This window comes from Chryseobacterium candidae, assembly GCF_004916905.1.
GTDB lineage: Bacteria > Bacteroidota > Bacteroidia > Flavobacteriales > Weeksellaceae > Chryseobacterium > Chryseobacterium candidae.
Genome location: NZ_SDLV01000006.1, coordinates 14993 through 40448, shown reverse-complemented (window position 1 = coordinate 40448; position 25456 = coordinate 14993). Strand labels below are relative to the sequence as shown.

The window sequence follows — 25456 nt, the reverse complement described above, 5'->3', positions numbered from 1 at the left end:
TTCCACAAAAGCGGATTACCTCTGCATTAACCTGATCATGCAGGCTATCTTAGCACGCAATTTGCTTCCCATACTGCTCTTTTGGATATTTTGCTATCTTTAAGAATATCAATCATCATTAAAAAATACAACACCTGTGATCAAAAATTTAGTATTCCTGTCCTTTTTTTGTTTTTTATTTTCCTGTACAACAACCGAGGTTCAACAAATTGCCCCTGTTGATAAAAAAGCCATCATTGATTCTACCATTACCGCTTTTCAGAAAACCCTTTTAGAACAACAGATTGATTCTACTTTCAAGAAGTACCATTTCAATGGAAGTATTGCCGTTTTTAAAGATTCTACTCCACTTTACAGACGAGAAAACGGATATTCTGACTTTAAGAAGAAAACTAAAATTGACAGTAATACCATTTTTGCAATAGGTTCGGTTAGCAAGCAGTTCACGGCTGTTTTGATCTTGCTTCAAATGGAAGAAGGAAAACTTAATGTGACAGATAAGGCATCAAAATACCTGAAAGAATTTCAGATCAAAGAATATGAAAACATTACCATTCATCAGCTGTTAAATCATACTTCCGGGTTGAATCTGATGGGCGGAAAACTGATGTTTAAAAGCGGATCAGATTTCTTTTATTCCAACGATGGATTCAATGCACTTGGAAAGATTGTGGAAAAAGTATCCGGAAAATCCTATCATGAAAATGCATTGGAACTTTTTAAAAGATCAGGAATGACTCATTCCTCAACGGGAGATAGTTTTCAAGGAACTCATTTTGCCAGTGCTTATGTTGGAACTCCTGTCAAATTCTCTGAGGTCCCCAATATGCCGAAAAGATTAGGCGGACCAGAAATAGGAACACCTGCCGGTGGAATATTATCTACCATTCAGGATCTTCATTCATGGAATAATGCTCTGTACGGAGGAAAAATTCTAAAACCTGAAACCCTGAAACTCTTTATGGCTAAGAGTGCGGAAAGACACCATGCTATTTTTGGGAAAATGGGTTACGCTTACGGAGTCATGCTTAATATCGGCCACCCCAATTCTTATTTCCACAGTGGTTATGTAAAAGGTTCTCCCTCTTTAAATATTTATTATCCGGACACAAAAACATCCGTAATCATTCTGTCTAATATTGCTGATGAGGAAAGAGGAAAAGGTTTGATCTTCAGACCGCATATTGAAGTAAAAAAGATCACTGATCATCTTGAGAATACGCTTACAGAGCTTAGATCAAAACATTAGTTTTCAGAACTAAAAAAAACTAAATTGCTGTATGAAAAAAATGTACTTCATAGCGATTTATCCTCCACAGGAGATTATTGAAGAAGTAAAAGCCTTTAAAAAAGATCTGGTAATGAATTATGCCAATTCCAAAGCGTTGAAAAACGAGGCTCATATCACACTATTCCCTCCCTTTTCAAGAGAAACTGAACTGGAGGATGATATTCATATTGCTTTTCAGAAGATTAATACGGATATCATCCCTTTTGAAGTAGAACTGGATGGCTTTGGAAGCTTTCCCAATCCTAAAAATCCTGTACTCTATATTCAGCCAAAAGAAAATATTCATTTAACAGAGCTTTATCATAGGGTAAAAGAGTACTTTAATTTTGCCCAGTATTCTTTTCATCCTCATATGACTGTAGGATTCAGAGATCTGACCTGGGAAAATTATCTTAAGGCCTGGGAAAAATATGAAAACAAGGAATACAAAACTAAATTTTTAGTAGATAAAATAATCCTTCTTCGTCATGATGGCCAGTGGATACCTATAGCAGAGAAAAAACTGAAAAAATAAAACCGCTGATGGAGCCGGTTGAGCTTTATTTCTCATTTATAATCTTCTGGATCAGTTTTTCAGAAATATCATGCACACATGTATTTTTTTAAAATCCTGTTTTTCTTTAATAAGGATTCCAGTAACATGAAGAATATTATGATTGTGTACTTTCATATGAATTAAAATCTTTGCGGATACTTTTTTACACTTAAAAGATAGAAAGTCATATCTTTGAAGCAATGATTTCAGAGAAAATAATTTTAGGAATTGACCCGGGGACAACGGTAATGGGATTTGGTATTATCTCCGTAAAAAAAGGAAAAATGGAGATGGTCTCTATTCATGAACTGATCTTAAAAAAATATCCCAATCACGAAACTAAACTGAAGTATATCTTTGAAAGAACACTATCTCTCATTGACGAATTTCACCCTGATGAAGTCGCTCTTGAAGCTCCTTTCTACGGAAAAAACGTGCAGAGTATGCTTAAACTTGGACGTGCTCAGGGCGTTGCCATGGCTGCCAGTCTCTACAGAAATATCCCTATTACCGAATATTCTCCAAAAAAAATCAAGATGGCAATCACCGGAAATGGAAATGCCAGTAAGGAACAGGTAGCAGGTATGCTTCAAAACCTTCTTAAATTAAAGGAATTTCCTACAAAATATCTAGATGCATCGGATGGTCTTGCCGTAGCAGTATGTCATCACTTTAATTCCGGGACGATTGCAGATACGAAATCGTATTCGGGATGGGAGAGTTTCCTGAAACAGAATCCGGACAGACTGAAATAGCTTTTTACAAATTTTCAAAATTAAAAATTAACACCCTTAAAAACAGCACCTTATACAAATACACATAATTACTTGGTAAAACATAATACTATCTTTTACATTGGTATGATTTTTAGTACTACCTTTGTATAAATTTTCAGTTATGAAAACAAACCAACAAACTATAAATCAAGGGACTCATAAAATAAACTGGTTCCAAAAGTTTCTGATGGTATGTTCAGGCGGGAACATCCATATTTTAAGAAAGACTCCGAGTGAATGGAATAAATTTTCCGGCATTGGAGGGATTGTTCTTTTCACTGCAGTATTCGCCACTTTGTCTGCAGGCTATGCTATGTATACAGTATTCGACAATATTTGGGCGGCTGTAGGATTTGGAATCTTATGGGGCCTGATGATTTTCAATCTTGACCGTTATATTGTTTCTTCCATCAAAAAAACAGGAACATGGTGGAATCAGATTCTGATGGCTATTCCCCGTCTCATCCTTGCTACGTTCCTGGGAATTATTATTTCCAAACCTTTAGAGCTTAAAATCTTTGAAAAGGAGGTCAATAAACAGCTGAACACTATCATTCAAAGAAATAAAAAACAGCTTCAGGGAGAAATGAACGGCAGGATTCTTCAACAGAGCGGTCCTTTTGAAACCGAAAAGCAGCAGATTTCAGGAAAGATCGCTCAATATCAGCGGTCGTACGACTCAGCTTCTGTAGAGCTTGAAAAAGAAATCCTGGGTAAACAATCGGGATTAACCAGTGGAAAAGAAGGTTATGGTCCCAATGCAAAACGTAAGCAGCAATTAAAGGAGCAACGCAGACTGGATCTGGAAAATTATCAGAAGCAGGCAGCGCCAAGACTGGAATATTTAGACAAAGAAATATCCAAGGTATACACGAATCTGGAAACGGAAAGAAAATCTACAGAAACATTTGAAGATAAATTCAATGGTTTTGCAGCAAGGCTACAGGCCCTGGACGAACTTGGTAAAAATTCTGCGATCATTGGACTTGCAGCCACTTTTATCATGGGATTGTTTATCTGTCTTGAGATTTCTCCGGTACTGGTAAAACTGATCTCTCATATAGGACCCTATGATTATCTTTTAGAAAAAACAGAAAACGATTTCAGGTTATATTCCAAAGAAAAAATTGAAAAAGGAAATGCACTGACTGATTTCAGAATCGATGATTTTAAAGATAATCTGAAAAATTAAAGTGATCTTTTCATATACTATCCAATCTTAAACATTAGAGAAAAAATCTATAATAAATCATTTTCTAATAAATAAAACCTAACCTTTTGTTATATAACGAAAGGTTTTTCTTTTAATTAAGCGTTTTATGTAAAATATTTTCTAATTTTATACTACATAAAATCCTTATTATCATGAAAAACTTAATTTTTGCATGTACACTGCTGATAGGCAGCGCATTTTCTCCTGCTCTGAAAGCACAGGCATCAGAACCATTTTTAGGCCAAATAGCCTTTGTACCTTATAATTTTGCTCCAAAATACTGGGCAGAATGTAATGGGCAGCTTTTGCCCATCGCACAAAATCAAGCATTGTTTTCATTGTTAGGAACTACCTATGGAGGAAACGGAATTACCACATTTGCTTTACCTGATATGAGGGGAAGAGTAGTTGTTCATAACGGACAGGCTCCGGGAGGACCTACAACATACACAATGGGACAAACCGGCGGAGCTGAAAGTGTAACATTACTGATAACACAAATGCCGGCTCACAATCATACTATAAATGCAGTAACGGCGGAAGGGAATCAAAATTCTCCAACTAACAACCTTCCGGCAGATACCAAAATTCTTGATAAAGAATATTCTGATGCATCAGCAAACACTACTATGAAGAGTACAATGGTAAACAACGCCGGAGGAAGCCAGCCCCATGAAAACAGACCTCCCTTTATTACCCTGAAATGCATCATTGCATTAGCTGGAGTATTTCCATCGCAAAACTAATAATTATGAAAATTCTTTACTTACTATGTCTTGCTATAGGAAGCTCAGCTTTCACGCAGACAATAACTTTCAGTGGATGTCCTAATCTGTTTGACAGTCCACCTAATACTTTTGTATTTAACAAAACTGGAGTAGATGCCTTTAGTAAGAACATCTATATGACTACTCCTATTGATGGCGGACAAGATTGTAGCGGATTAGGTACCTGCGAATTTAAAATCCAATGGAACAATACGCTTACAAGATGGGAGTTTCTTGGAGATGAAGGAAACGGAACATTTACCACTCCGTCTTTGCTTTATTATAATTCAACAGGAAATAATTCTCTTCCTATCCCTCCTGGTAATATTGTTGGAACCTGGGTAGAGAATACAGCAATTACAAACGGACAGTGTGGAGGAAACCTTACTGCTGTAAATTCTACTATGACAGGTGATGTACAGAGCACCACATTAGGAACTTCAGATCTTTCAAAAAATAAAATACAGATCTTCCCTAATCCAGTGGTTGATTTTATACATATTTCCGGTATTGACAACGGATTGTCTGTCCAAATCTATAATATGGACGGACGTTTGGTAAAATCGGAATCGTTTGATTCAATGATTGATGTTTCTCAACTTGTCCCCGGTGGATATGTACTGAAAATAAATACCCGAAATTTTCAGACTCATCAATTTAAATTTGTAAAAAAATAAATTATTAAAGCTTTCGAAATTTCCGGAGGCTTTTTTTATGAATAGAACTTTCAATATAGAACATAAAAAAAATGTCCCCATTAATATGAGGACATTTTATATTGAATATTTCTTAGTTTTTATAAAGAATAATTCGGGGCTTCCTGTGTAATAATTACGTCATGCGGGTGAGATTCTTTCAATCCGCTTCCGGTAATCATAACTAATTTTGAGTCTCTTTGAAGGGTTTCAATATCTTTTGCACCACAATATCCCATTCCGGCTCTTAAACCTCCTGTCAGCTGGAAAATAACATCCTCCAGCTTTCCTTTATGCGGAACTCTTCCTTCAATTCCTTCCGGAACGAATTTTTTAGCTTCACTTTGGAAATATCTTTCTTTACCACCTCTCTTCATTGCTGAAAGACTTCCCATTCCCTGATAAGATTTGAATTTTCTTCCCTGGAAGATAATTTCTTCTCCCGGAGCCTCATCTGTACCTGCTAAAAGTGAACCTAACATTACAGCACCTGCACCGCTAGCGATAGCTTTTACAATATCTCCGGAAAGCTTGATACCTCCGTCGCCAATTACTGCTACATTTTTAGACTTAGCATATTCGTAAACATTATAGATGGCAGATAGCTGAGGAACTCCTACTCCGGCCACTACTCTGGTGGTACAGATAGATCCTGGCCCCACTCCTACTTTCAATACATTTGCTCCTGCTGCAATAAGATCTTTTGCAGCATCTGCGGTTACAATGTTTCCTCCTACAATATCAAGGTTAGGATATGCTTTTCTGATCTCTGAAATTTTATCTAAAACTCCTTTAGAATGACCATGTGCAGAATCAATCGCTACGATATCAACTCCTGCCTGTACTAAAGCCTCAATTCTCGTTAACGTATCTTCTCCTACGCCTACTCCTGCTCCTACGATAAGACGGCCATTTTCATCTTTATTAGCATTAGGATACTCCAACTGATTATCGATATCCTTGATGGTAATTAAACCTACAAGTTTATTGTCTTTATCTACGATAGGAAGTTTTTCAACTCTGTTCTTAAGAAGGATTTCTTTTGCTTTTTCAAGATTGGTATCTTTGTCTGAAGTGATCAGATTTTCTTTGGTCATGATCTCTTCCACTTTCATATCAAGATTTTCCTGATATTTTACATCTCTGTTGGTAATAATTCCAATAAGGATATTATCAGGATCTACCACAGGAAGACCAGAAATCTTATATCTTGACATAAGATCTCTAGCTTCACCTAAGGTATGATCTTTAGATAGAGTTACCGGATCAGAGATCATTCCGTTTTCGGAACGTTTTACACGGTTTACCTGAGCTGCCTGCTCAGCGATTGTCATGTTTTTATGGATAAATCCTAAACCTCCAACTCTTGCTAAAGCAATGGCCAGATCAGCTTCAGTAACAGTGTCCATCGCAGCGGAAACTATCGGAACATTCAGCGTGATTTTGTCGGTAAGTCTTGATTTTAATGAAACCTGGTTAGGTAAAACTTCTGAATAAGAAGGGACTAGAAGAACGTCATCGAAAGTGATGGCTGTCTCTACAATTTTGTTATGAATAGACATCTTTACTTTCTTTGCAAAATTAGGTTATTTTAGTGAGATATGAAAATCCTTTTTAATAGTTTAAATAAAAATTAATAATCAATAACTTAAATCAAAAAACCGTTCTTTTGTCGGAACGGTTACGGTACAAAATAATTGAATGAGTATGAAACTACTTTATTATATGTTAAATAGGAAAATCAAAGGTCTATTTCACCAGGTTTCCATTTTCATCGATATTTTCAATGTGGGTCTGATTATTTTTATCAATGTATAATTTTAATCTTACTTTCCCATTGGTATCACGGATAAAGATTCCTACATCACCATTGGCTGTCTTGCCTGCGAAGAAGCGCTCACTTCCTAACCTACGTTTCTCCTTCAATTGTGCAAATGCTTTTCTGGAGGCTTCCGGATTGTTCAGTTTCTTGATGGAATCAGCTGCTTTAATAAGATACTCCATAGGAAAATCATCAGGTCGGTCCCAAAGTTTCAATCCATATACTCTCTTTTTATCCTTACCCGCTGATTCAGAATATTGCAGCTGCATAATCTGATCTGTATTTCTCTGATCCACGGAATATGCCATCCCGGATTCCTTTTCATTGCCATCATACACAAGACCTCCGCATTCGTCTCCCATGGAGTTGAAAAAAATAAGTCCCGCTTCTCTCTCCCGTGGATTCATCTCTTTATGGTTCACCAAACCGGGGTGCTGACGTTCTTTATTGCTGATGACCATCTTTAACGTTCCGTCTTTTTCAACAATATTGATACGTTCCACATCTATTTCTTTAAAACGTTCGTTGGAAGACTGATTTTTAAAGGCGAGAAAGAAAAACATGGCACATAGTACGGTAAGTACAACTGCATAGATTTTAAGGATTCGGACTTCTCTTATTAATTTTTCCATGCTGCGAATATTTGAGGGGGTATGATTATTTACCGGAAACAGAATTAATCATTTTTGAGATATCATTGGCGGTAAAGTTTCCTTTCACATCTACGAATACTATTTCATTTTTCTTAGAACCTACGGTGATCAGCATATTTTTTATAATCTCTCCATCCTGTTTTACCCTAATGTTGATATCATCTCCATCATGTTTTATGCTGGCCCACTCTTCATAATGATTATGATTCAAAAACTGAGCGTAATCATTTAGCATTTTCTCATTCCCATTGGTTACAGTAAGAACCTTTATTTTAGAAGCTTTTTTAACCAGTTCTATGGTCTCTTCGCTTTCCCCTTCTTCTCTCAGAGCTTTCTTAATATAAGATTTAGCCAAAACCATGGGTACATTAATACTTGCAAACTGCGCTCCTCTGAAATCATATTTTGAATTCTGAAAAAAATCAATGTTCGGCTTTTCTGAAACAATACATGATTGAAGCACACCCATTATCAGAATAGAAAGAAAAATGTTTTTAAGAGTTTTCATCGTTTAGTTTTTTTATTTGATTTGTCTTAAGCTGCCTCCCGAAATTTTGTCCACTTTGGCATCCAGCTCAGGGTTTCCTCTCAGTTTTACATCAGCTCCTGAAGAAACACTTACTTTCAACTTGTCTGTAACAAGTAAGGAAAGACTTGCTCCTGAAGTAGATTCTGCTACTGCTGTGGTAATCTTTAGGTCATCGGCTTTACACGAAGCTCCACTGCTCGTTTCTATTACTGCGGAAACAGCTTCTCCGGATAAGCTTACACTTGCTCCGCTAGAGGTATCCAAAGCCAGTTTCTGTGTGGTGAGTTCAGCATTCACAACAGCTCCGGAACTTACTGTAACAGCTGCTGACTGTCTCGCATTGAAAGTTCCTTTAATAACAGAACCAGATTCTGCATCAATCTCCATATTATTTTCATTAACAGGATTCACTGCTGTAAAAATACTTCCGGATGAAGTTTTTATACTTTGAAGATTAGGAGCAGAAACGTTAACATTAAGATTTTTAAATCTCAGATTACGGACTCCTTTATTATCCACGTATATTTTTAACACTCCGCTTTCCACTCTGGTGATAACATATTGAAGTTTATCTGCATCTGCAATCACCTTTACACTTCTGGTATTTTCCTGTTTGAAGGTAACATTTACCCCAACGCTGGCATCTATTTTTGAGAATTCACCTACATTTCTGTTATCTCCGTTCAGGTAAGAAGAAGTATTATCTGATGTAAGGCTGCTTCTCGTGGTACTAGTCATAGTAGAAGTACTTGTTTCACCAGAATTAATGATTTTATTGACATCTGATAATTTCATTTTTCCGTTGAGAATAAAAATAATATTCTCTTCCTTGGAATCAACGTTGAAAACAAGATTTTCCAGATAATTATCTCTTTCTTCTTCAGCCAGGAACTTCATAGAGGTTCCATCACTGCTCATGGACATCAGTTCATTGAAGTTAAGAGACTTTAAAGCTTTGTTCACTCTTTCTGTCTTATCTTCATTCATTTTTATATTGGCAAGATTCTCATCTTTTAAACGGTCTGGGAAAGTGATTTTAGGGATAATCAGAATTTTAAGACCATCTACCTCATTCAAGATAGGTTTTATTTTTCCAATATAAGCATCATTCACATCAATGGTATTCAATAGTTTGAACATTGGCTTCTTGATGTTGATAGATGTTACTCTTCCATTTTTTTCAAAATCCTGAAAAAGCTTATCCAATTTCTCAGTCTGTGCAGAATAAGTTGCAAAGCTGCTTAGCATTATGGCTATTATAAAAAATATTTTTTTCATGAGATTGATCTGATTTTTAGTATTCGCTGTCAAGATTTTCATTTTTTTGGGAAGATGCTACTGTTTTTTTAAACTCGTTTCCTAATTTCATAAAAGAATATCTGGTAACATCCAGGGCTTCTTTTTCACTGCTGATTCTCTTACCGTTTACAATGACATATGAGTCATTGTATGCAGAAGCAGAATCATTTGTATTTTTATTCGGGAAGGAAGAATTATCTACATATCTGGGTTTTCTTTCCTTTTTAAGTCTTCCTCTTTTAGGCAGAATTTCGTCCATAACATCTTTTTCTGCCACCTGGTTATCCTGAAAAACAGAATCTTTTTTCACTCCGGAAATAGAGTCTGTGTGATTCACGGCAACCTGTTCCTGATGATCGCTGTTTTCTTCAATGAACCCGGACTTCTGTTTTAAGATCTCGTCTTTTACCAGTTTTTCCCTGTCCTGTACATCTGCTGTACCGGAATTATTAGAGTTGAGAAATAAACCGATCCCGAAAATCAATATTACACCGGCGGCCATCCAGAACCATTTGGGAAAGGAGGGCTTTTTCTGTTCTTCCAATGGAATAACAGGTGCTGTATTCTGTTCAGGCTCCGCACCTTCTGCAGTCTGAAGAAAGTCTTCAAAACTCCAGTCCATTTTTTCTTCCTTAATTTCCCGGAAGACTTCGTTGTATTTATCTTGTAATTGATCTTTTTTCATAGCTCATCAGTTGTGAGATTTGTTCTTTTACTTTTTGTCTCGCACGCATCAGGTTTACCCTTACTGCATTTTCCTCCATTTCCAGCATTTCAGAAATTTCGGAAACATCATATTCTTCTACATCTTTCAAGTGGATGACCATCTTCTGTTTTTCAGGGAGCTGATTGATAAATCCTACAATATGTTCCTTAAGGTTATCAACTTCCATACTGTAAAGCTCCGAGCGATGAAGCTGCATATCCGCAAAGCCGATTTTTACATCGTGATGCTTCAGACGGTTCAGGCATTCGTTCCGGACCGACTTCAGCGCATAGGATTTAAAATTCCCGAATTGCTCAAGCTCATCCCTCTTCTGCCAAAACTTCATCATGAGATCCTGTACTACATCTTCCGCTTCATCACTGCTCATGACAAACCGCTTCGCAAAACGATACATCTCGTCTTTGAGAATAAACACCGTATTCTTGAAAGTTTCTTGGGTCATGAGTTTTGTTTCTTATAGGTAAGACAATTGCCATTACTTATCTATTACATCAAAAATAAAAAAACTTCAAAAAAATTTGAAGTTTTTATTATAATCGAATTAATACGTATCAAAAATATGTTTCAGAATCGCTTTATCTTCTTCTGTTAACGCTACTTTCCTTCTCGCCATGGCTCTTTCTGCTACTTCGTATACTTTATCAAGTTTGAATCTTTCATCATCTTTCAGTCCGCCCCATGAAAAGTTTTCCACAAGGTTAGGTGGAAAACCTGGTTTGAAGATATTGGAAGCAACACCAATTACCGTTCCTGTATTCAATTGGGTATTGATAGCCGTTTTGGAATGATCACCTACAATCAATCCCGCAAACTGCAATCCTGTATCTTCAAAAGTTTTGGTTCTGTAATTCCAGAATTTAACGTTTCCATAATTATTTTTCATGTTTGAAGAATTGGTATCTGCTCCAAAATTACACCACTCCCCAATCACAGAGTTTCCTACAAAACCTTCGTGCCCTTTACTGGAATATCCGAAGATAATGATATTATTCACTTCTCCTCCTACTTTACAGTGAGGACCGATTGTGGTAGCCCCATAAATTTTAGCTCCAAGATTCAATTTGGAATCATCACAAAGAGCGATTGGCCCGCGAAGATGACAGCCTTCCATAACCTCTGTATTTTTACCAATATAAATTTTTCCGGTTTTAGTATTCAGGGTGGAAAATTCAATTTCAGCTCCTTCTTCGATAAACAGATCTTTTTTATCTCCTAAAAATCCATTTGTGGAGGATAATTCCTGCGAAGTTCTTCCTTTGGTAAGCAGATCAAAGTCAAAATCAATCGCATGATGATTATAGGTAAACAGATCTTTGGGTCTTTTAAAGAAAACAAGATCCTCCTTAATGTCTGTCATTTTCTCAATCTGGTTCAGAGAAAAACCTCTCATATTGATTTTTGCAGCGATTAATTCGTCTTCATAAACCAAAGCTTCTCCTTGCTTAAGATCTTTAATCTGTTGAATTACAATCTCTGTGGGAAGAAAATTTGGAACTAAAAAGAGGCTTTCTTTTTCCTCCGGGCTTTTAAATTTCTCCTGAAGATACATTTCTGTGAAGTATGAAACCTCTGTGTTTTCGAGAATTTTCTGCCATCTTTCTGAAAATGTAAGAATTCCACATCGCATTGCAGCAACCGGACGGGTAAAAGTAAGCGGAAGAAAGTCTTCCCAATATTGTGCATCTGAAAATACTAATTGCATCGTTCAGTTTTGATTTAAAGTTTAAAATTCAAGGTTAACAAATTTACAATAAAAAAAGTCTTCCAAAGAACTGGAAGACTTTAATATTTTTAAGTACAAAAAATTATTTAGCGAATTTTTTGTATTTGTTCATGAACTTATCAACTCTACCTGCAGTGTCAACTAGTTTTACTTTACCAGTGTAGAAAGGGTGAGAAGTTGAAGAGATCTCCATTTTGATTAGAGGATACTCTTGTCCTTCGTACTCGATAGTGTCTTTTGTTTCTGCAGTAGACTTGCAAAGAAACACCTCGTCGTTACTCATATCTTTGAAAACAACAAGTCTATAATTTTCTGGGTGGATTCCGTTTTTCATAATACTATTTTTAAAAAAATTAAGTTTGCTTTCGAAATAGTAATGGATATTTCTCTGCTAAATTTTAGGTTGCAAAAATACAACATTTTTTTAAATTTCCAAATACTGAATTCAATATTTTTTTATTGATAAGAAATTCAAAGTATTTTCGTTAAATTTGGAACTTACTTAAACTTTAATTTCAATGAAATTCAAATTATTACTGGCTTTTTCCTTCTGGATGTTACTTGTAGCAGTATCATGTAATAAAGATGACATAACGTTTGACAGTCCCACGCAGGAGCTTCGTTTCTCAAGAGATACAGTATTCTGTGATACGGTATATCATCAGGTACGTTCAGAAACTTATGTTGTGAAAGTATATAACAATGAAGATAAGGACATTATGATCCCAAGAGTGAACCTTGAAAAAGGAGCTGCTTCATTATATAGAATCAATGTAGATGGAAAACCGGGATATGATTTTAAAAATGTTCCTTTAAGAAAGAAAGACAGCCTTTATATTTTTGTTGAAATTGCTCCGGAAGCTACAGGACCGGAAGCGATTGCAGAAGACAAAGTTCTTTTCACCAGCCCTGGCGGACAACAGCATGTGACTTTATTTTCTGTGGTTCAGGATGCTGAATTTTTCATCCAGACACCAGGCAATCCGAATGTGATTACCAATTCCACCACATGGAATAACAATAAAGCGAAGATCATCTATGGAAATCTGACTATCAATCCCAATGTGACTCTTGATATCAATGCCGGAACTAAAGTGTACTTCCATAAAAACAGTGGAATGAAAGTTTCTTCGGGAGCCTTTTTAAATATCAACGGTACTCAGGCAGATCAGGTTATTCTTCGTGGTGACAGAAATGATCCTTATTATGATACGATTCCTAAAAACTGGAATTCTATTAAAATGGAAGCCAATTCCACCCTTAAGATGAACCATGCAAGACTTTTCGGAGGCACAAGAGGACTGGATATGAAGCAGACCAATGCTACCATCACCAATTCCTTCATCCATACTTTCTTTGAATATGGAATTTATGCTGTAGGTTCTACAGTAAATGCCAACAATCTTGTAATGAACAACTGCGGTTTATCCTGTGTAGGGATTTTCCTGGGTGGAAAACATAGCTATACTCATGCTACGATTGCGAATTACTCCAAGACCATGAGTTCTTTCGACAGAGCAGGAATTTTTGCCGCCAATGAATGGAAAAATGATGCCGGGCAGACACAACAAGGTGCTTTGCAGCAGCTTGACATCAAAAATAGTATTATATATTCTGACAGGGATGATGCTGTTCATTTTGAACAAACTCCGGGACAGCAGTTTGAATTTTTACTTCAAAATTCATTAATCAAATATACCAGTGCCACCGGAGCAGGTTTCACTTTTGAGAACAATCCGAATGTGATACAAACGGTAAAAAATGCAGAGCCTCAGTTTGTCAATTATTTTATGGCTAAAATGAATTTAAGGGTAAAACCAGGTTCTCCAGCCCTTGGAAAAGGAAATGCGGCTGTTGCAGCAACGGTACCTTTTGATATTGTGAATGTTTCCAGAACTACCAACCCAACTTTAGGAGCTTATCAATAATGGAAATTACGCAGTTACAACAGCAGGTGGATGAATGGATCAAGACCATTGGGGTAAGGTACTTTAATGAACTTACCAATATGGCGATGCTGACAGAGGAAGTAGGCGAAGTAGCAAGAATCATTGCCCGAAGATATGGTGAACAAAGCGAAAAGGAAAGTGACAAGACTAAAGATCTTGGTGAAGAACTGGCAGATGTGCTTTTCGTAACATTATGTTTAGCCAATCAAACCGGAGTCAACCTACAGGACGCTTTCGACAAAAAAATGAAAATTAAAACTGACCGTGATAAAGACCGGCATCAGAACAACGAAAAATTGAAATAATGATAAATGATGAGTTATAAATAATACATGCATTTATAACTCATCATTTTAAAGATAATGTAGATCATAATGAAGCTAGAAAAATCAAAATTATTAGGTGATACAACAGTACAGATCAGCGGTTCGAAAAGTATTTCGAATCGTTTATTGATTCTGGAAAGTCTGTTTAGCAATATAAAAATCGGGAATCTATCCAATTCCCAGGATACTCAGTTGCTGAAAAAAGCATTGTCTGAAAATACTGATGTGGTAGACATTCATCATGCAGGAACGGCAATGCGTTTTCTTACTTCTTATTATTCTATTCATGAAGGAAAGACAACCGTTCTTACAGGTTCGGGAAGAATGAAGGAAAGACCTATCAAAAATCTGGTAAGTGCTTTAAGGGATCTTGGAGTGGAAATTGAATATATGGAAAATGAAGGTTTTCCCCCTTTAAAAATTACAGGAAGAAAGATTACTCAGACTTCGGTGAATGTTCCGGCCAATATATCAAGCCAGTTTATCACATCACTCCTTCTTATTGCAGGAAAGCTAGAAAATGGTTTGGTCATTAATCTTGTGGGCGATGTTACTTCAAGATCATATATTGAAATGACCCTTGATATTCTGACCAGATTTGGCATTCAAAGCAGTTTTGAAGGAAATACCATCAAAGTAAAACCTTTTAATCCTGACAATTCTGAGGTTGTACATTATGAAGTGGAAAGCGACTGGAGTTCGGCTTCTTACTTCTACTCCATCTGTGCGTTAGGAAGAAAGACGATTCACCTGAAGAGTTTTTATAAAGAGTCTACGCAGGGAGATTCCGCCATTGCTGATATCTATGAAAAGTTTTTCGGGATTAAAACAACATTTTCTGAAGATGAGCATCAACTAACACTTGAACCTCTGCCTGATTTTTCTTTCCCGGAAAAAATTATGCTGGATATGAACGACTGTCCGGACATTGCACAAACTCTTTGTGTAACAGCAGCCGCTTTAAAAATTCCTTTTGAGATTTCCGGACTGGGGACCTTAAGAGTAAAGGAAACCGACAGGCTTCTTGCTTTATATAATGAGCTTAAAAAACTGGGTACTGAAACAGAGATCACAGATTTGACGATTAAATCAATCAGTTTTGGAGAGCCACAAGATGATATTTCAATCAAAACGTATCAGGATCATAGAATGGCGATGAGTTTTGCTCCGTTCTGCCTTATTAAAGAACTCAATATTGAAGATGAAGATGTAGTAGAAAAGTCTTATCCAATGTTCTGGAAAGATCTTGAAAGCATATTGGCTCATTAATTAATATTATAAAATGTGGTCATTTGAAAATAATTGCTGTTTTCGGATGACCACATTTTAATTTTATATCATAACCATGAAACATTTCTTTTCCTTTTTGTTTGTTTTATCTGTTTCAGGCGTATCTGCCCAGAATCTGAAAGCCTTTTCGGTTCCGAAAGGATACATCCAAATAGCAGAAACCAAAGGGGATCTTGACAAAGATGGTAAAGATGAAGTAGTATTGGTTTTTGACACCAATATAAAAGCATCAGACACGCAAAACCCGGAAGGTACAAGTGACTATAAAAGGATTTTTTATATTCTGAAAAAGGAAAACAGCAGTCTAAAAGTATGGAAAGAAAATTCTGCCATTATTTTTTCAAGCGGATTCGGGTTTTATCCTTCAGATAATACTCTTACAATCAATATAAAAAATAACGGTCTTATTATTGAACAGCTATTTTTTACCAACTCAAGGCATGCCCAGCAATATAAACATATCTTCAGATTTCAGAACGGAGATTTTTATCTGATAGGTTTACACGATCATTTTGAAGATACCTGTGATTTCAGCTTTACAAACGAAATCAATTTTTCTACAGGCAAGGTGATTATTGACAGAGAATATTCTTCCTGTGATGATGAAACTAAAGTACCCGAAAACTTACACAAAGAATTTACTTATAAATTCCCGGCTCTTATTAAAATGAATGATTTCTTTATCGGAGATCACAACTTCAAAATTCCCGGACTGAAAGAGGATTTTGTTTTTTAGGATGGAAGATTGAAGCTGGATACTGGAGGTTACTGTTTGACAGTGAGCTTCAACACTCATTTATTATGATTTTTTACAGCTACATTTCTTTAATGCAAAGTAAAATTAATTCTAATGTTATAGTAAAGTGGGCAAAGAGGCCGACATATGTCGGTTATGAAGCTTTCTTTTATACACCAGCTTAGAAAAAATCAAATTCATTGATTTCATCTTTGCTTACTCGATATTTCCGAAACTAAAAATAAACTTTGAGTTAAGAAAAATCAGTTTTCCAATTTACTTCTTCCAACTTCAAGTTCCCGGACTTTATACCAACTTAATTATCTCTTAAAGTTAAATTAACTCCTTATGCTTTGATATATTCTTATTTTTAAGCTACCTTAAAAAATAAAAAAACTATGTTCAAACAAAGCATGAAACGTATGACAGCTATCACACTTGGGGTGGTTACTGCATCTATCTTTTTTTCCTGTTCCAATGACAGTCTTATGGAAAGAGACTCTAATGAAAACAGTTTAACTTCTTTAGCAAAAACAACGGGTAAAGCTTCATTATTGCCTGTTTCCATGAACAGCTGGATGTCTGGTCTTCAGGATAATATTTCCATTTCAAAAATCTCAATTCCCGGAACTCATGATTCAGGAGCACGTGTAGATGCTCCTGTTATATCAGGTACGGCTAAAACTCAAGACCTCAGCATTGCTGAACAACTGAATGCCGGAGTCCGTTTTCTGGATATACGCTGCAGACATATTGACAATGCTTTCACCATTCATCACGGAGCGATTTACCAAAATCTGAATTTTGATGATGTCTTGAATGCTTGTTATGCCTTTCTTAACAGTCATCCTTCTGAAACGATTATCATGTCGGTAAAAGAAGAATACGATGCTTCCAACACAACCAGAAGTTTTGAACAGACATTTGATTCTTATGTACAGAAGAATCCTTCTAAATGGGATCTTGGCGCAAATATTCCTACGCTGGGTGCTGTTAGAGGAAAGATCAAGTTATTAAGAAGATTCTCTTCGGGAACAACCAAAGGAATCAACGCTTCACCATGGGCGGATAATACCACTTTTGACATCAACAATTCGGGCGTACAGCTGAAGGTTCAGGATTACTACAAGGTGACCAATAATGATGATAAGTGGAACGGAATTTCAAGCCTGCTTAATGAAGCAAAAAATGATACGAATGGTAAACTTTTTGTAAATTTCACGAGCGGTTATAAGCCTGGAATTTTTGGAATCCCAAGTATTCCTACAGTATCCAACAATATCAATCCAAGGCTTAAAACATTCTTCCAATCCAATACTCACGGATCTTTCGGAATAATGCCGATTGATTTTGTGAATGCTGAACTTTCCCAATTGATCGTTAACACCAATTTCTAAATTGTTATTTGTTAGATTTATTCAAAGGCCGTCTCTCTTTCTAAGGCGGCCTTTTTTGAAAAAAAAGGCCGCTCCAAAAATGAAGCAGCCTCTCTTTGTAAAAGTATAAATTAAAAGCTATTTCTGGATTCCGTAAGCTCCCAGTATTTTGCTGAAGATCTCAGTGTTTTCAAACAATCCTGTGAATTCTTTTGAATTCGGTCCGTACGCAAATACACTTGAAGGAATAGAAGTATGATCATTCGTACTGAAGTTTCCAAATATCCAGCCTTCTTTCAGGCTTCCGTCTAAAAGGGTTAAGCCTCCTGTTTCATGATCTCCCACCACAATTACTAAAGTTTCTTTATTTTCGTCAGCAAATTTCATCGCCTTCCCTACAACATGATCGAAGTCCAGTAATTCTGTAACCAGCTGTTCAATATTATTGCTGTGGCCTCCACCATCCGTCTGGGAAGCTTCAATCATCATAAAGAATCCCTTTTTATTATTCTTTAAATCATTTAAGGTAAGATCAAAAGCATCAGCCAGCCAGTTTCCTCTTCCACTGGTTACTCTTTGTGAAGCCAAAGGATCAATAACCAATATACGATTATTAATTTTCGTTACTGATTTCAAATCCTGATACAAATCTATTTTTGCTTCCTTAAATTTCTGAAGATTACCCTGAGACAATCCGCTTGTAGGACCTCCGATCAATATTTTTGTTTTTGAAGCGGCAAAATCTTTCAGAATAGACTCCGAACTGTTTCTGTTATCTGAATGGGCGTAAAAATCAGCAGGCGTAGCATCTGTAACATCTCCTGTGGAAATCAATCCGGAAACCATTCCTTTTTCAGCGATGATATCAGGAATTTGTGCGAGTGCTTTTCCCATATTGTCAACGCCTACAAACGTATTTTTGGTTTTCACACCGGTTGCAAATGCTGTAGAACCCGGTGCCGAATCCGTAATATAAGCATTGGATGAATTGGTTTTGGAAAGTCCGGTGGATTTCATGTTGAAAACATTCAGCTTTCCTTTATTGGCTGTGAAAGCAGCATAATATTGTGGTAAAGAAGTTCCGTCCGGAATAAGAAGAATCACATTCTTTACTTTTTTCTCCACACCATCTGATTGATAAGTTGGCGTATAAGTGGAGTATTCTTTTGTATTCTTATAAAAGTTTTTCGGAATACTATTCATGAATTTTTTAAGATCCGGAATATGATCGGTATTGATATAATCCACCCCTAAATCCATCAGATTTACCCATGCATTAGGAAAATCCGGCGCTCCATAAAAACGAACCGGCTTCTGCTGAGCATGAGCTTTGTCTACTGCAGTTTTGATTTTTTGCGTTTCTTCATCCCTTGGAATTCCTTTTCCATTCCATTTTACCAACCCCGGAAGGTCTGCACTGAACATTCCTATTCTTTTCAGCTGATCTGCAGAATAGTTTTTGTCAAGATCTCCGTCGAAATAAAAATAGCTTGGATAGTTTTTAAAATCTTCAGGCTGAGGTCTTCCTCCGGTAATAACAATTTTAATTCCCGGATTTCCTGTGATCTCCGGATATTTCTTTAATGTACTGACCAAAGCAGCCAATGATGTTTTGTAATCCTGTTTAATATCAATCAGCAGCTGAAGCTTTTTATTGGCATCGGGATAAATATTTCCTTTGTTAAGTTTAATCTGTTTCGAAATATTGTCTAGATAAAGATTTTCCAGTGTTCTGTCTGCCGAAAGTTCTTTTTCGGTATGTGCAACCCAAAGTTGCCCTTTTACCAGAAAAACATCTGCCTCAATAGAACCGAAGTTAGCATAATAAGCCTGCCAAAAGGGAATTTCCTGCATATAATCATTATGCGAATGGGCATTCCCAACATTATATTTTAAATAATTCTGCGCCTGGTTTTCTGAAAAAACAGCCAGTGCCAGTACAGCTAATATTTTTGATAGTTTCATTTGTTTATCGTTATTATTTTATAGGTGGCATAAAACGGTCTATCCCTACTCCTTTGAAAAAACTATATCATCACAGAATGTTCTGCAATGATATAGCGACTTGTAGATAAAGATTAAATTTTACCAGCCTTCATTTTGTTTAATGATTCCGTGACTGTTTACAATTTCAACCTGTGGAACTGCCCAAACGTTATGCACAGCCGGATTAAAGTTTCTTGCTGCCCAGACTACCTGTCCATTGATACCGTGAAGAGGCTTCGCATAAGCTGCCTGTGCATCTCCCCAACGTACAAGGTCTCTGTGTCTGTCTGCCCATTCACCTGCCAGTTCGCAACGTCTTTCATGTTTTAGATCTGCCAATGTACATCCGTTTTTAGCTGATAAGCCTGCACGCATTCTGATCATATTGATTTCCTGATCTGCAGATTTTCCCTGCATCAATAAAGCTTCTGCTTTGATCAGGATCACCTCAGCGTAACGCATAATGGGAACAGCAAGATCTGTACACGGATAATCTCCGTTGGAACTTACATGACCGCTGTTCAGCTGATATTTGAAGGCATCCATATATTTATTAAACTGGTATCCGGTAAGGGAATTGGAAGAAGCGTATGTTCTTTCTTTTCCGTTAAAGGTAAATTTGTCTCCTATTTTAAGAATGGTAGTACTTCTTCTAAGGTCTCCTGCTTCATATTCATCAAATAACTCTTTCGTTGGCTGGAAATATCCCCATCCATTATATTCTCCCCATCCTTTGTTTTCAAGCATTACCCCCGGAAGAATACTTCCCCACGCTGTAAACTTCGGAGTTCCGGGGATTGACCAGATATATTCTGAGCTGTAGTTATTTTCAGCCTTGAAAACATCTGAAAAATTACTCAACAAAGCTCTGTTTCCTTTAGTCATTACTTCGTTGGCCCAGAATTCTGCATTCTTCCAGTCTTTCATAAACAAATATACTTTGGCCAACAATGCCCATGCTGCGGCCTTATGAGGTCTTCCATAGTCTTTTGCAGGAAGTTCTGCCTGAGTAGGTAATAATTCTGCTGCTCTTTTCAGGTCATTCACAATGTAAGTGTAGTTTTCCATTACATTGGCGGCTCTTGGGATCGGGTTGGGATCAGGATCTTTTGCACGGTCAATAATCGGAACTCCGGCTTTTTCATTTCCGTAAGAATAAGCAAGCTCAAAATACATTCTGCTGCTCATGAAAAGGGCTTCTCCAAGATATTTATTCTTAATAGCCTGCGAAGTCTGAATATTATCAACGTTACGGATCACACGGTTGGCCACTCCGATCACATTGTATCTTTTGTTCCACTGGGTTTCAAGATCACCTGCTGCGATGTAATTGCTGCTGAAGTTTTTGGCGTTATCCGCCTCACTTTTTGCTCTTCCGGTTACCATATCATCACTGGCATTGATAAACCAGAAAAGTCCTCTTCCATAAAATTCACCATCGAATAAAGGCTTGTACATGGCATTTGCTCCGGTAACCAGATCGTTTTCTGTTTTCCAGAAACTGGCTTCCGTAGGGGTTCCTTCCGGCTGAACATCAAGTTCTCCTGTACATGAAAGAAGCATCACTGATATTCCTGATACTAATAATATTTTATTGAAAAATTTCATTTCTTTTACTTTTTGTTGGTTAAAAATTATAATCCGACCTCTATTCCAAAGATGAATGAGCGTGCCTGAGGATATCTTCCGGTATCAACTCCATAAGAGTTCATTCCTACTTCAGGATCAAATCCTGTATATTTCGTTATGGTAAACAGGTTGTTGGAGGTCATATAAATTCTCACTTTGTTTACATCCAGCTTTCTGTACAATTCTTTTGGTAATGAATACCCGATGGTAAGGTTCTTCAGTCTTAAATAAGATCCGTCTTCCACATAGAAATCTGATACTTTGGAATAGTTTCCGCTTGGGTCGCCGTGTACCAGTCTTGGAATATCAGTATTGGTATTCTGAGGTGTCCATGCATTCAGGATATCTCTGTCCATATTATAGTTTTGTCCCGTTCCGCCCGGATTCAAAGAAATAAACTTCATTCCGTTAAATATTTTATTTCCGTAAACGCCCTGGAAGAATAGATTCAGATCAAAGTTTTTCCAGGTCATGTTGTATGAAAAGCCATAGGAGAACTTAGGGTATGGACTTCCAAGATTGACAAAGTCATTATTATTAAGCACTCCGGTATCTCCTTCTTTTTTGAGGAATTTGATATCTCCCGGCTTGGCATTGGGCTGGATAAGATTTCCGTTGGCATCTTTATAATTGTTGATTTCTTCCTGACTCTGGAAAATTCCTCCTGTCTTATAACCATAGAAAGAATACAGAGGATCACCTACTTTTACGCGGGTTGGTTTCAATACGCCTCTTACTCCATTGTCATTGATAAAGATCTCATCTACATTGGCAAGCTGCTTCACCGTATTTTTAAGTTGACTCATCGTAGCTCCCACTGAGAAAGTAAAGTCATCGGAAACTATTTTGTTGTAATTGATCCCTAATTCGTATCCCTTATCCTGAAATAATCCTGCATTCACATACTGATTATTATACGTTGCCGTACTGGGTAAGCTTACATTGAAGATCTGATCTTTAGAATTCTTCACAAAATAATCGAACTGTAAAGAAAGACGGTTGTGAAGGAATGAAGCATCCACTCCAAAGTTGGTCTGCTCAGATTTTCCCCATTTCAGATCCGGGTTCGGACGTGTGGTAGCATAATACGCAATATTCTGAGAAGGATCCTGACCGAAAATAATATTATTGTCTCTGGTCATCAAAGGATTTACAGCCTGTGGTGAAATCCCTCCAAGGTTACCCAGAATACCATAACTTCCTCTTAATTTCAGACTGGAAAGCCAAGAAATATCCTGCATGAAATTTTCTTTCGAAACTACCCATGCACCGGAAACCGCATAGTAATTCGCAAATCTGTTTTGTTTTGCTACGAGTGAAGAACCATCACGTCTTCCCAATAAACTTACAATATACTTCCCCGCATAATCGTAGTTTACTCTCGCCAGATAAGAAACCAAAGACTGTTTGAATCTGTAACTGGAAACATCTTTATTGGTATCTGCAGCATTCTGAAGGTGTTGGAAAACCTCAGCTTCACTTCTGAAGTCATACGATTTTGCCACAAACCCATCATCAATTGTTTTCTGGAATGTAAAACCTCCAAGGAAATCAAAATTATGCTGTCCCGCTGAAATTTTATAAGTCAACAACTGCTCTGCAAGTGCTGTAGATGAATTATTGGACTGGTATTCTAAATTATTGGTATCAAAAATTTTCCCGACTTCCAAAACTCTGTAGGTAAAGTTTTTTACAGTACCCAATTTAAAAGTCTGTGAAAAATTGGAACGGAATTTTAAATTTTTTGCCAGTGTAATTTCAGCATAAGGATTAATTAAAATCTCGTGGGTAGGATTTCTGATGCTGATCCTTTTAAGATAAGCTACCGGGTTAATCATATCTCCATAGCCACCTGCCACATCAATCGGCAACCCTGAAAAAGCACCGCTGGGTGTATATACCGGAACATTGGGCGGATAGTACATAGCCGCCACCAAAGCACCTGTATATCCACTTTTGGTATCAGCTGTATTGCCGTCTGAGTAATTATAATACATATTTTCTCCGATGGTCAGCCAGTCTTTTACTTTATGTTCAGAATTGACTCTGAAATTGTATCGTTTTGCCTGAGTATTGAGTAAGATTCCTTCAAGGTTTCTGTGGTTCATACCCACAAAATATCTGGATTTTTCACTTCCTCCGCTCAGGTTCACATTATATTCCTGAATGGTTCCTGTTCTGAAAATTTCTTTCATCCAGTCTGTTCTGGTAATTCTTCCGTCCGGATATTGATTAGGATTAAAAGCCATCGGTAAACTTCCCAATTTCCCTGCATTTTCGTAGGCTTTGTACATCACGTCCTGAAATTCTGCCGCATTCAGGGATTCTTTCAATCTCCAAGCCTGGTTTACTCCATATTTAACATCAAAATCTACGGTAAGGTTTCCTTTTTTGCCTTTCTTAGTGGTAATAAGAATAACCCCACCGGAAGATCTTGCTCCATAAATGGCTGCAGAAGCATCTTTCAGTACAGAAATATCCTGAATATCATTTGGATTGATAGATGGTGTTCCGTTGAAAACCACTCCATCCACCACATACAAAGGTGTTTCTCCATTGATTCCTCCCAGACCACGAATATTGACCTTAGGTGCTCCGTTGGGATCTCCACCTTCGTTCACTACAGTTACTCCGGGAGCTTTCCCCTGAAGAACTTCTCCTACTCCGGATAAAGATCTGGAGGTTAGCTTATCCAGCGAAGCCTCCGAAACGGCTCCGGAAACTTTACTTTTTTTCTGTGTTCCATAGCCGATAACAACAATCTCGTCGATGGATTTTTCTTTTAAGCTGTCTTTTTTCTGAGCGAGGAACACCGGTGAAGCCGATATTGCACCAATAAGTAATACCCTTCCCGTTAAATACGTTACGGATAAAGGGATTTTAAATACATTCATGATCTCCTTTTTGATTAGGTGCAAAATTAGATCAGTCTGCTTCCATGCCTCATTAAGGTTTTCTTATGTTTTTATTAAGAAATTTTAGATTTTTTCAGGTACCATCTACCACAAAACAAAATTAAACGCCTGTTTTTCAGAAACATATGTAATTAAAAGTAATCATTCCTCAAATATTACATGCAGGATTGAGATTAAGTTTGTCTTAATTTTATTATCAAATCGGGACAATAGATCAAGAAATCATTAAAATTATTTCAGGAATAATAAATAACTGAGTTCATTTTTCTTTTTTTACATTTGCTGAAAATAGATTTTACTTTTGAACACAGACCTTTAAAAATGTCTCATTGGTATCAGAAGAGAAATTAAAACATTAAAAATCATACAAATTCAATGACCATCATTATAACAGGAACCTCATCAGGAATCGGGTTTGCATTGGCAGAATATTTTGGTAAAAAAGGACATAAAGTATATGGACTAAGCCGAAAGCATACGGAAAGTCAGTATTTCAAATCTATCCCTACTGATGTGACAGACAATACTGCAGTTCAAAATGCTGTAGCTGAGGTTTTAAAAACAGAACCCAAAATTGATGTTCTGATCAACAATGCCGGAATGGGAATGGTAGGTGCAGTGGAAGATTCTACGAAAGAAGATATTCTGAAGCTTTTCAGCCTGAATCTTGCCGGGCCTGTACAGATGATGAGTGCCGTTCTTCCGAACATGCGCAACCATCAATTCGGAAAAATCATTAATATTTCCAGTATCGGAAGTGAAATGGGTCTGCCTTTCCGCGGATTTTATTCGGCTTCAAAATCTGCTCTGGATAAAGTAACAGAGGCAATGAGATATGAAGTATACCCATGGAATATTGATGTATGTTCTCTACACCTGGGAGATATTAAAACCAATATTGCAGACAACAGAGTGATTGCACAGGTTTCCCAGCCCTACAAAAATGTTTTTGACAAAGTATATGCGCTGATGAATTCTCACGTAAATGACGGAACAGAGCCTTTGGAAGTCGCAGAATACATTGAAAAACTTTTAGCAAAAAATAAATGGAAAGCGCATTATTATTTTGGTAAATTCGGGCAGAAAATCGGAGTTCCTTTGAAATGGATTCTTCCGCAGGGAACTTATGAAAATTTGATGAAGAAGTATAATAAACTGGATAAAAATTAGTTGATTGATAAGGCGCATTGTCATTCTGAACACTGACGGAAAGTCTGCG

At 36.9% G+C, this 25456-nt stretch carries 23 protein-coding genes; 12 read left to right on the top strand and 11 right to left on the bottom strand.

The window, feature by feature from the left end:
* Positions 1 to 136 precede the first annotated feature (136 nt).
* The 6 genes from EK417_RS03730 (at position 137) to EK417_RS03705 (ending at position 5259) form a co-directional block, all read left to right on the top strand.
* Positions 137 to 1249 carry a serine hydrolase domain-containing protein gene (locus EK417_RS03730; RefSeq protein WP_136521372.1) on the top strand — a complete coding sequence of 371 codons (1113 nt, stop codon included), beginning with the start codon at positions 137 to 139 and terminating at the stop codon, positions 1247 to 1249.
* Between the two features lie 31 nt (positions 1250 to 1280).
* Positions 1281 to 1805 (top strand): 2'-5' RNA ligase family protein, encoded by a 525-nt coding sequence (locus tag EK417_RS03725; protein WP_076594867.1) that lies wholly within the window; start codon positions 1281 to 1283, stop codon positions 1803 to 1805.
* Positions 1806 to 2026: 221 nt separating this feature from the next.
* Positions 2027 to 2581, top strand: coding sequence for a crossover junction endodeoxyribonuclease RuvC (gene ruvC, locus EK417_RS03720; RefSeq protein ID WP_034692903.1), 555 nt, complete (start codon positions 2027 to 2029; stop codon positions 2579 to 2581).
* A gap of 142 nt (positions 2582 to 2723) precedes the next feature.
* Positions 2724 to 3794, top strand: coding sequence for a DUF4407 domain-containing protein (locus tag EK417_RS03715; protein WP_076594866.1), 1071 nt, complete (start codon positions 2724 to 2726; stop codon positions 3792 to 3794).
* 173 nt (positions 3795 to 3967) lie between these two features.
* Positions 3968 to 4561 carry a phage tail protein gene (locus EK417_RS03710; RefSeq protein WP_110368116.1) on the top strand — a complete coding sequence of 198 codons (594 nt, stop codon included), beginning with the start codon at positions 3968 to 3970 and terminating at the stop codon, positions 4559 to 4561.
* Positions 4562 to 4566: 5 nt separating this feature from the next.
* Positions 4567 to 5259 (top strand): T9SS type A sorting domain-containing protein, encoded by a 693-nt coding sequence (locus tag EK417_RS03705; protein ID WP_136521371.1) that lies wholly within the window; start codon positions 4567 to 4569, stop codon positions 5257 to 5259.
* A gap of 119 nt (positions 5260 to 5378) precedes the next feature.
* Here the strand turns inward: EK417_RS03705 and guaB are convergent, their stop codons facing one another.
* The 8 genes from guaB to EK417_RS03665 all read right to left on the bottom strand — a co-directional run bounded on the left by guaB (position 5379) and on the right by EK417_RS03665 (position 12364).
* The gene (gene guaB, locus EK417_RS03700) at positions 5379 to 6839 is read right to left on the bottom strand and encodes an IMP dehydrogenase (protein WP_076594862.1); all 1461 of its coding nucleotides are present in this window, start codon (positions 6837 to 6839) and stop codon (positions 5379 to 5381) included.
* Positions 6840 to 7026: 187 nt separating this feature from the next.
* The gene (locus EK417_RS03695; RefSeq protein WP_136521370.1) at positions 7027 to 7731 is read right to left on the bottom strand and encodes a hypothetical protein; all 705 of its coding nucleotides are present in this window, start codon (positions 7729 to 7731) and stop codon (positions 7027 to 7029) included.
* A gap of 25 nt (positions 7732 to 7756) precedes the next feature.
* Entirely contained in the window at positions 7757 to 8260 is a 504-nt protein-coding gene (locus tag EK417_RS03690) for a DUF4252 domain-containing protein (protein WP_110368111.1), read from the bottom strand.
* Positions 8261 to 8272: 12 nt separating this feature from the next.
* Positions 8273 to 9559, bottom strand: coding sequence for a DUF4252 domain-containing protein (locus tag EK417_RS03685; RefSeq protein ID WP_228457883.1), 1287 nt, complete (start codon positions 9557 to 9559; stop codon positions 8273 to 8275).
* 16 nt (positions 9560 to 9575) lie between these two features.
* Positions 9576 to 10265, bottom strand: coding sequence for a hypothetical protein (locus tag EK417_RS03680; RefSeq protein ID WP_076594859.1), 690 nt, complete (start codon positions 10263 to 10265; stop codon positions 9576 to 9578).
* Positions 10240 to 10749: a GFO_1088 family ECF-type sigma factor gene (locus EK417_RS03675; protein ID WP_002976192.1), complete on the bottom strand. Its 510-nt coding sequence runs from the start codon at positions 10747 to 10749 to the stop codon at positions 10240 to 10242. Before EK417_RS03675 ends, EK417_RS03680 begins: the two co-directional genes overlap by 26 nt.
* Before the next feature lie 99 nt (positions 10750 to 10848).
* Positions 10849 to 12009 carry a putative sugar nucleotidyl transferase gene (locus EK417_RS03670; protein ID WP_136521369.1) on the bottom strand — a complete coding sequence of 387 codons (1161 nt, stop codon included), beginning with the start codon at positions 12007 to 12009 and terminating at the stop codon, positions 10849 to 10851.
* 103 nt (positions 12010 to 12112) lie between these two features.
* Positions 12113 to 12364, bottom strand: coding sequence for a type B 50S ribosomal protein L31 (locus EK417_RS03665; RefSeq protein ID WP_002976190.1), 252 nt, complete (start codon positions 12362 to 12364; stop codon positions 12113 to 12115).
* A gap of 184 nt (positions 12365 to 12548) precedes the next feature.
* Here EK417_RS03665 and EK417_RS03660 point away from each other — a divergent pair, with 184 nt between their 5' ends.
* From EK417_RS03660 to EK417_RS03640, 5 genes are all read left to right on the top strand, one after another.
* A complete protein-coding gene (locus EK417_RS03660) occupies positions 12549 to 13958 on the top strand; it encodes a hypothetical protein (protein WP_076594857.1) in 1410 nt (469 codons plus the stop codon).
* Positions 13958 to 14284, top strand: coding sequence for a nucleotide pyrophosphohydrolase (locus EK417_RS03655; RefSeq protein ID WP_076594856.1), 327 nt, complete (start codon positions 13958 to 13960; stop codon positions 14282 to 14284). The genes EK417_RS03660 and EK417_RS03655 overlap by 1 nt, the downstream gene beginning before the upstream one ends.
* A 69-nt stretch (positions 14285 to 14353) precedes the next feature.
* Positions 14354 to 15574, top strand: a complete 1221-nt coding sequence (locus EK417_RS03650; protein WP_136521368.1) for a 3-phosphoshikimate 1-carboxyvinyltransferase — start codon at positions 14354 to 14356, stop codon at positions 15572 to 15574.
* A gap of 76 nt (positions 15575 to 15650) precedes the next feature.
* Entirely contained in the window at positions 15651 to 16331 is a 681-nt protein-coding gene (locus EK417_RS03645; protein WP_136521367.1) for a hypothetical protein, read from the top strand.
* A gap of 398 nt (positions 16332 to 16729) precedes the next feature.
* The gene (locus EK417_RS03640) at positions 16730 to 17728 is read left to right on the top strand and encodes a phosphatidylinositol-specific phospholipase C (RefSeq protein ID WP_136521366.1); all 999 of its coding nucleotides are present in this window, start codon (positions 16730 to 16732) and stop codon (positions 17726 to 17728) included.
* 117 nt (positions 17729 to 17845) lie between these two features.
* On the opposite strand, the gene EK417_RS03635 is transcribed toward EK417_RS03640, so the two are convergent.
* The 3 genes from EK417_RS03635 to EK417_RS03625 form a co-directional block, all read right to left on the bottom strand.
* Positions 17846 to 19672 carry an alkaline phosphatase gene (locus EK417_RS03635; RefSeq protein WP_136521365.1) on the bottom strand — a complete coding sequence of 609 codons (1827 nt, stop codon included), beginning with the start codon at positions 19670 to 19672 and terminating at the stop codon, positions 17846 to 17848.
* 120 nt (positions 19673 to 19792) lie between these two features.
* The gene (locus EK417_RS03630) at positions 19793 to 21301 is read right to left on the bottom strand and encodes a RagB/SusD family nutrient uptake outer membrane protein (protein ID WP_136521364.1); all 1509 of its coding nucleotides are present in this window, start codon (positions 21299 to 21301) and stop codon (positions 19793 to 19795) included.
* Between the two features lie 26 nt (positions 21302 to 21327).
* Complete coding sequence (locus EK417_RS03625; RefSeq protein WP_136521363.1) at positions 21328 to 24216, bottom strand: SusC/RagA family TonB-linked outer membrane protein; 2889 nt, start codon at positions 24214 to 24216, stop codon at positions 21328 to 21330.
* 396 nt (positions 24217 to 24612) lie between these two features.
* On the opposite strand from EK417_RS03625, the gene EK417_RS03620 reads away from it, so the two are divergent.
* Positions 24613 to 25407, top strand: coding sequence for an SDR family oxidoreductase (locus EK417_RS03620; protein ID WP_136521362.1), 795 nt, complete (start codon positions 24613 to 24615; stop codon positions 25405 to 25407).
* Positions 25408 to 25456: the final 49 nt, after the last annotated feature.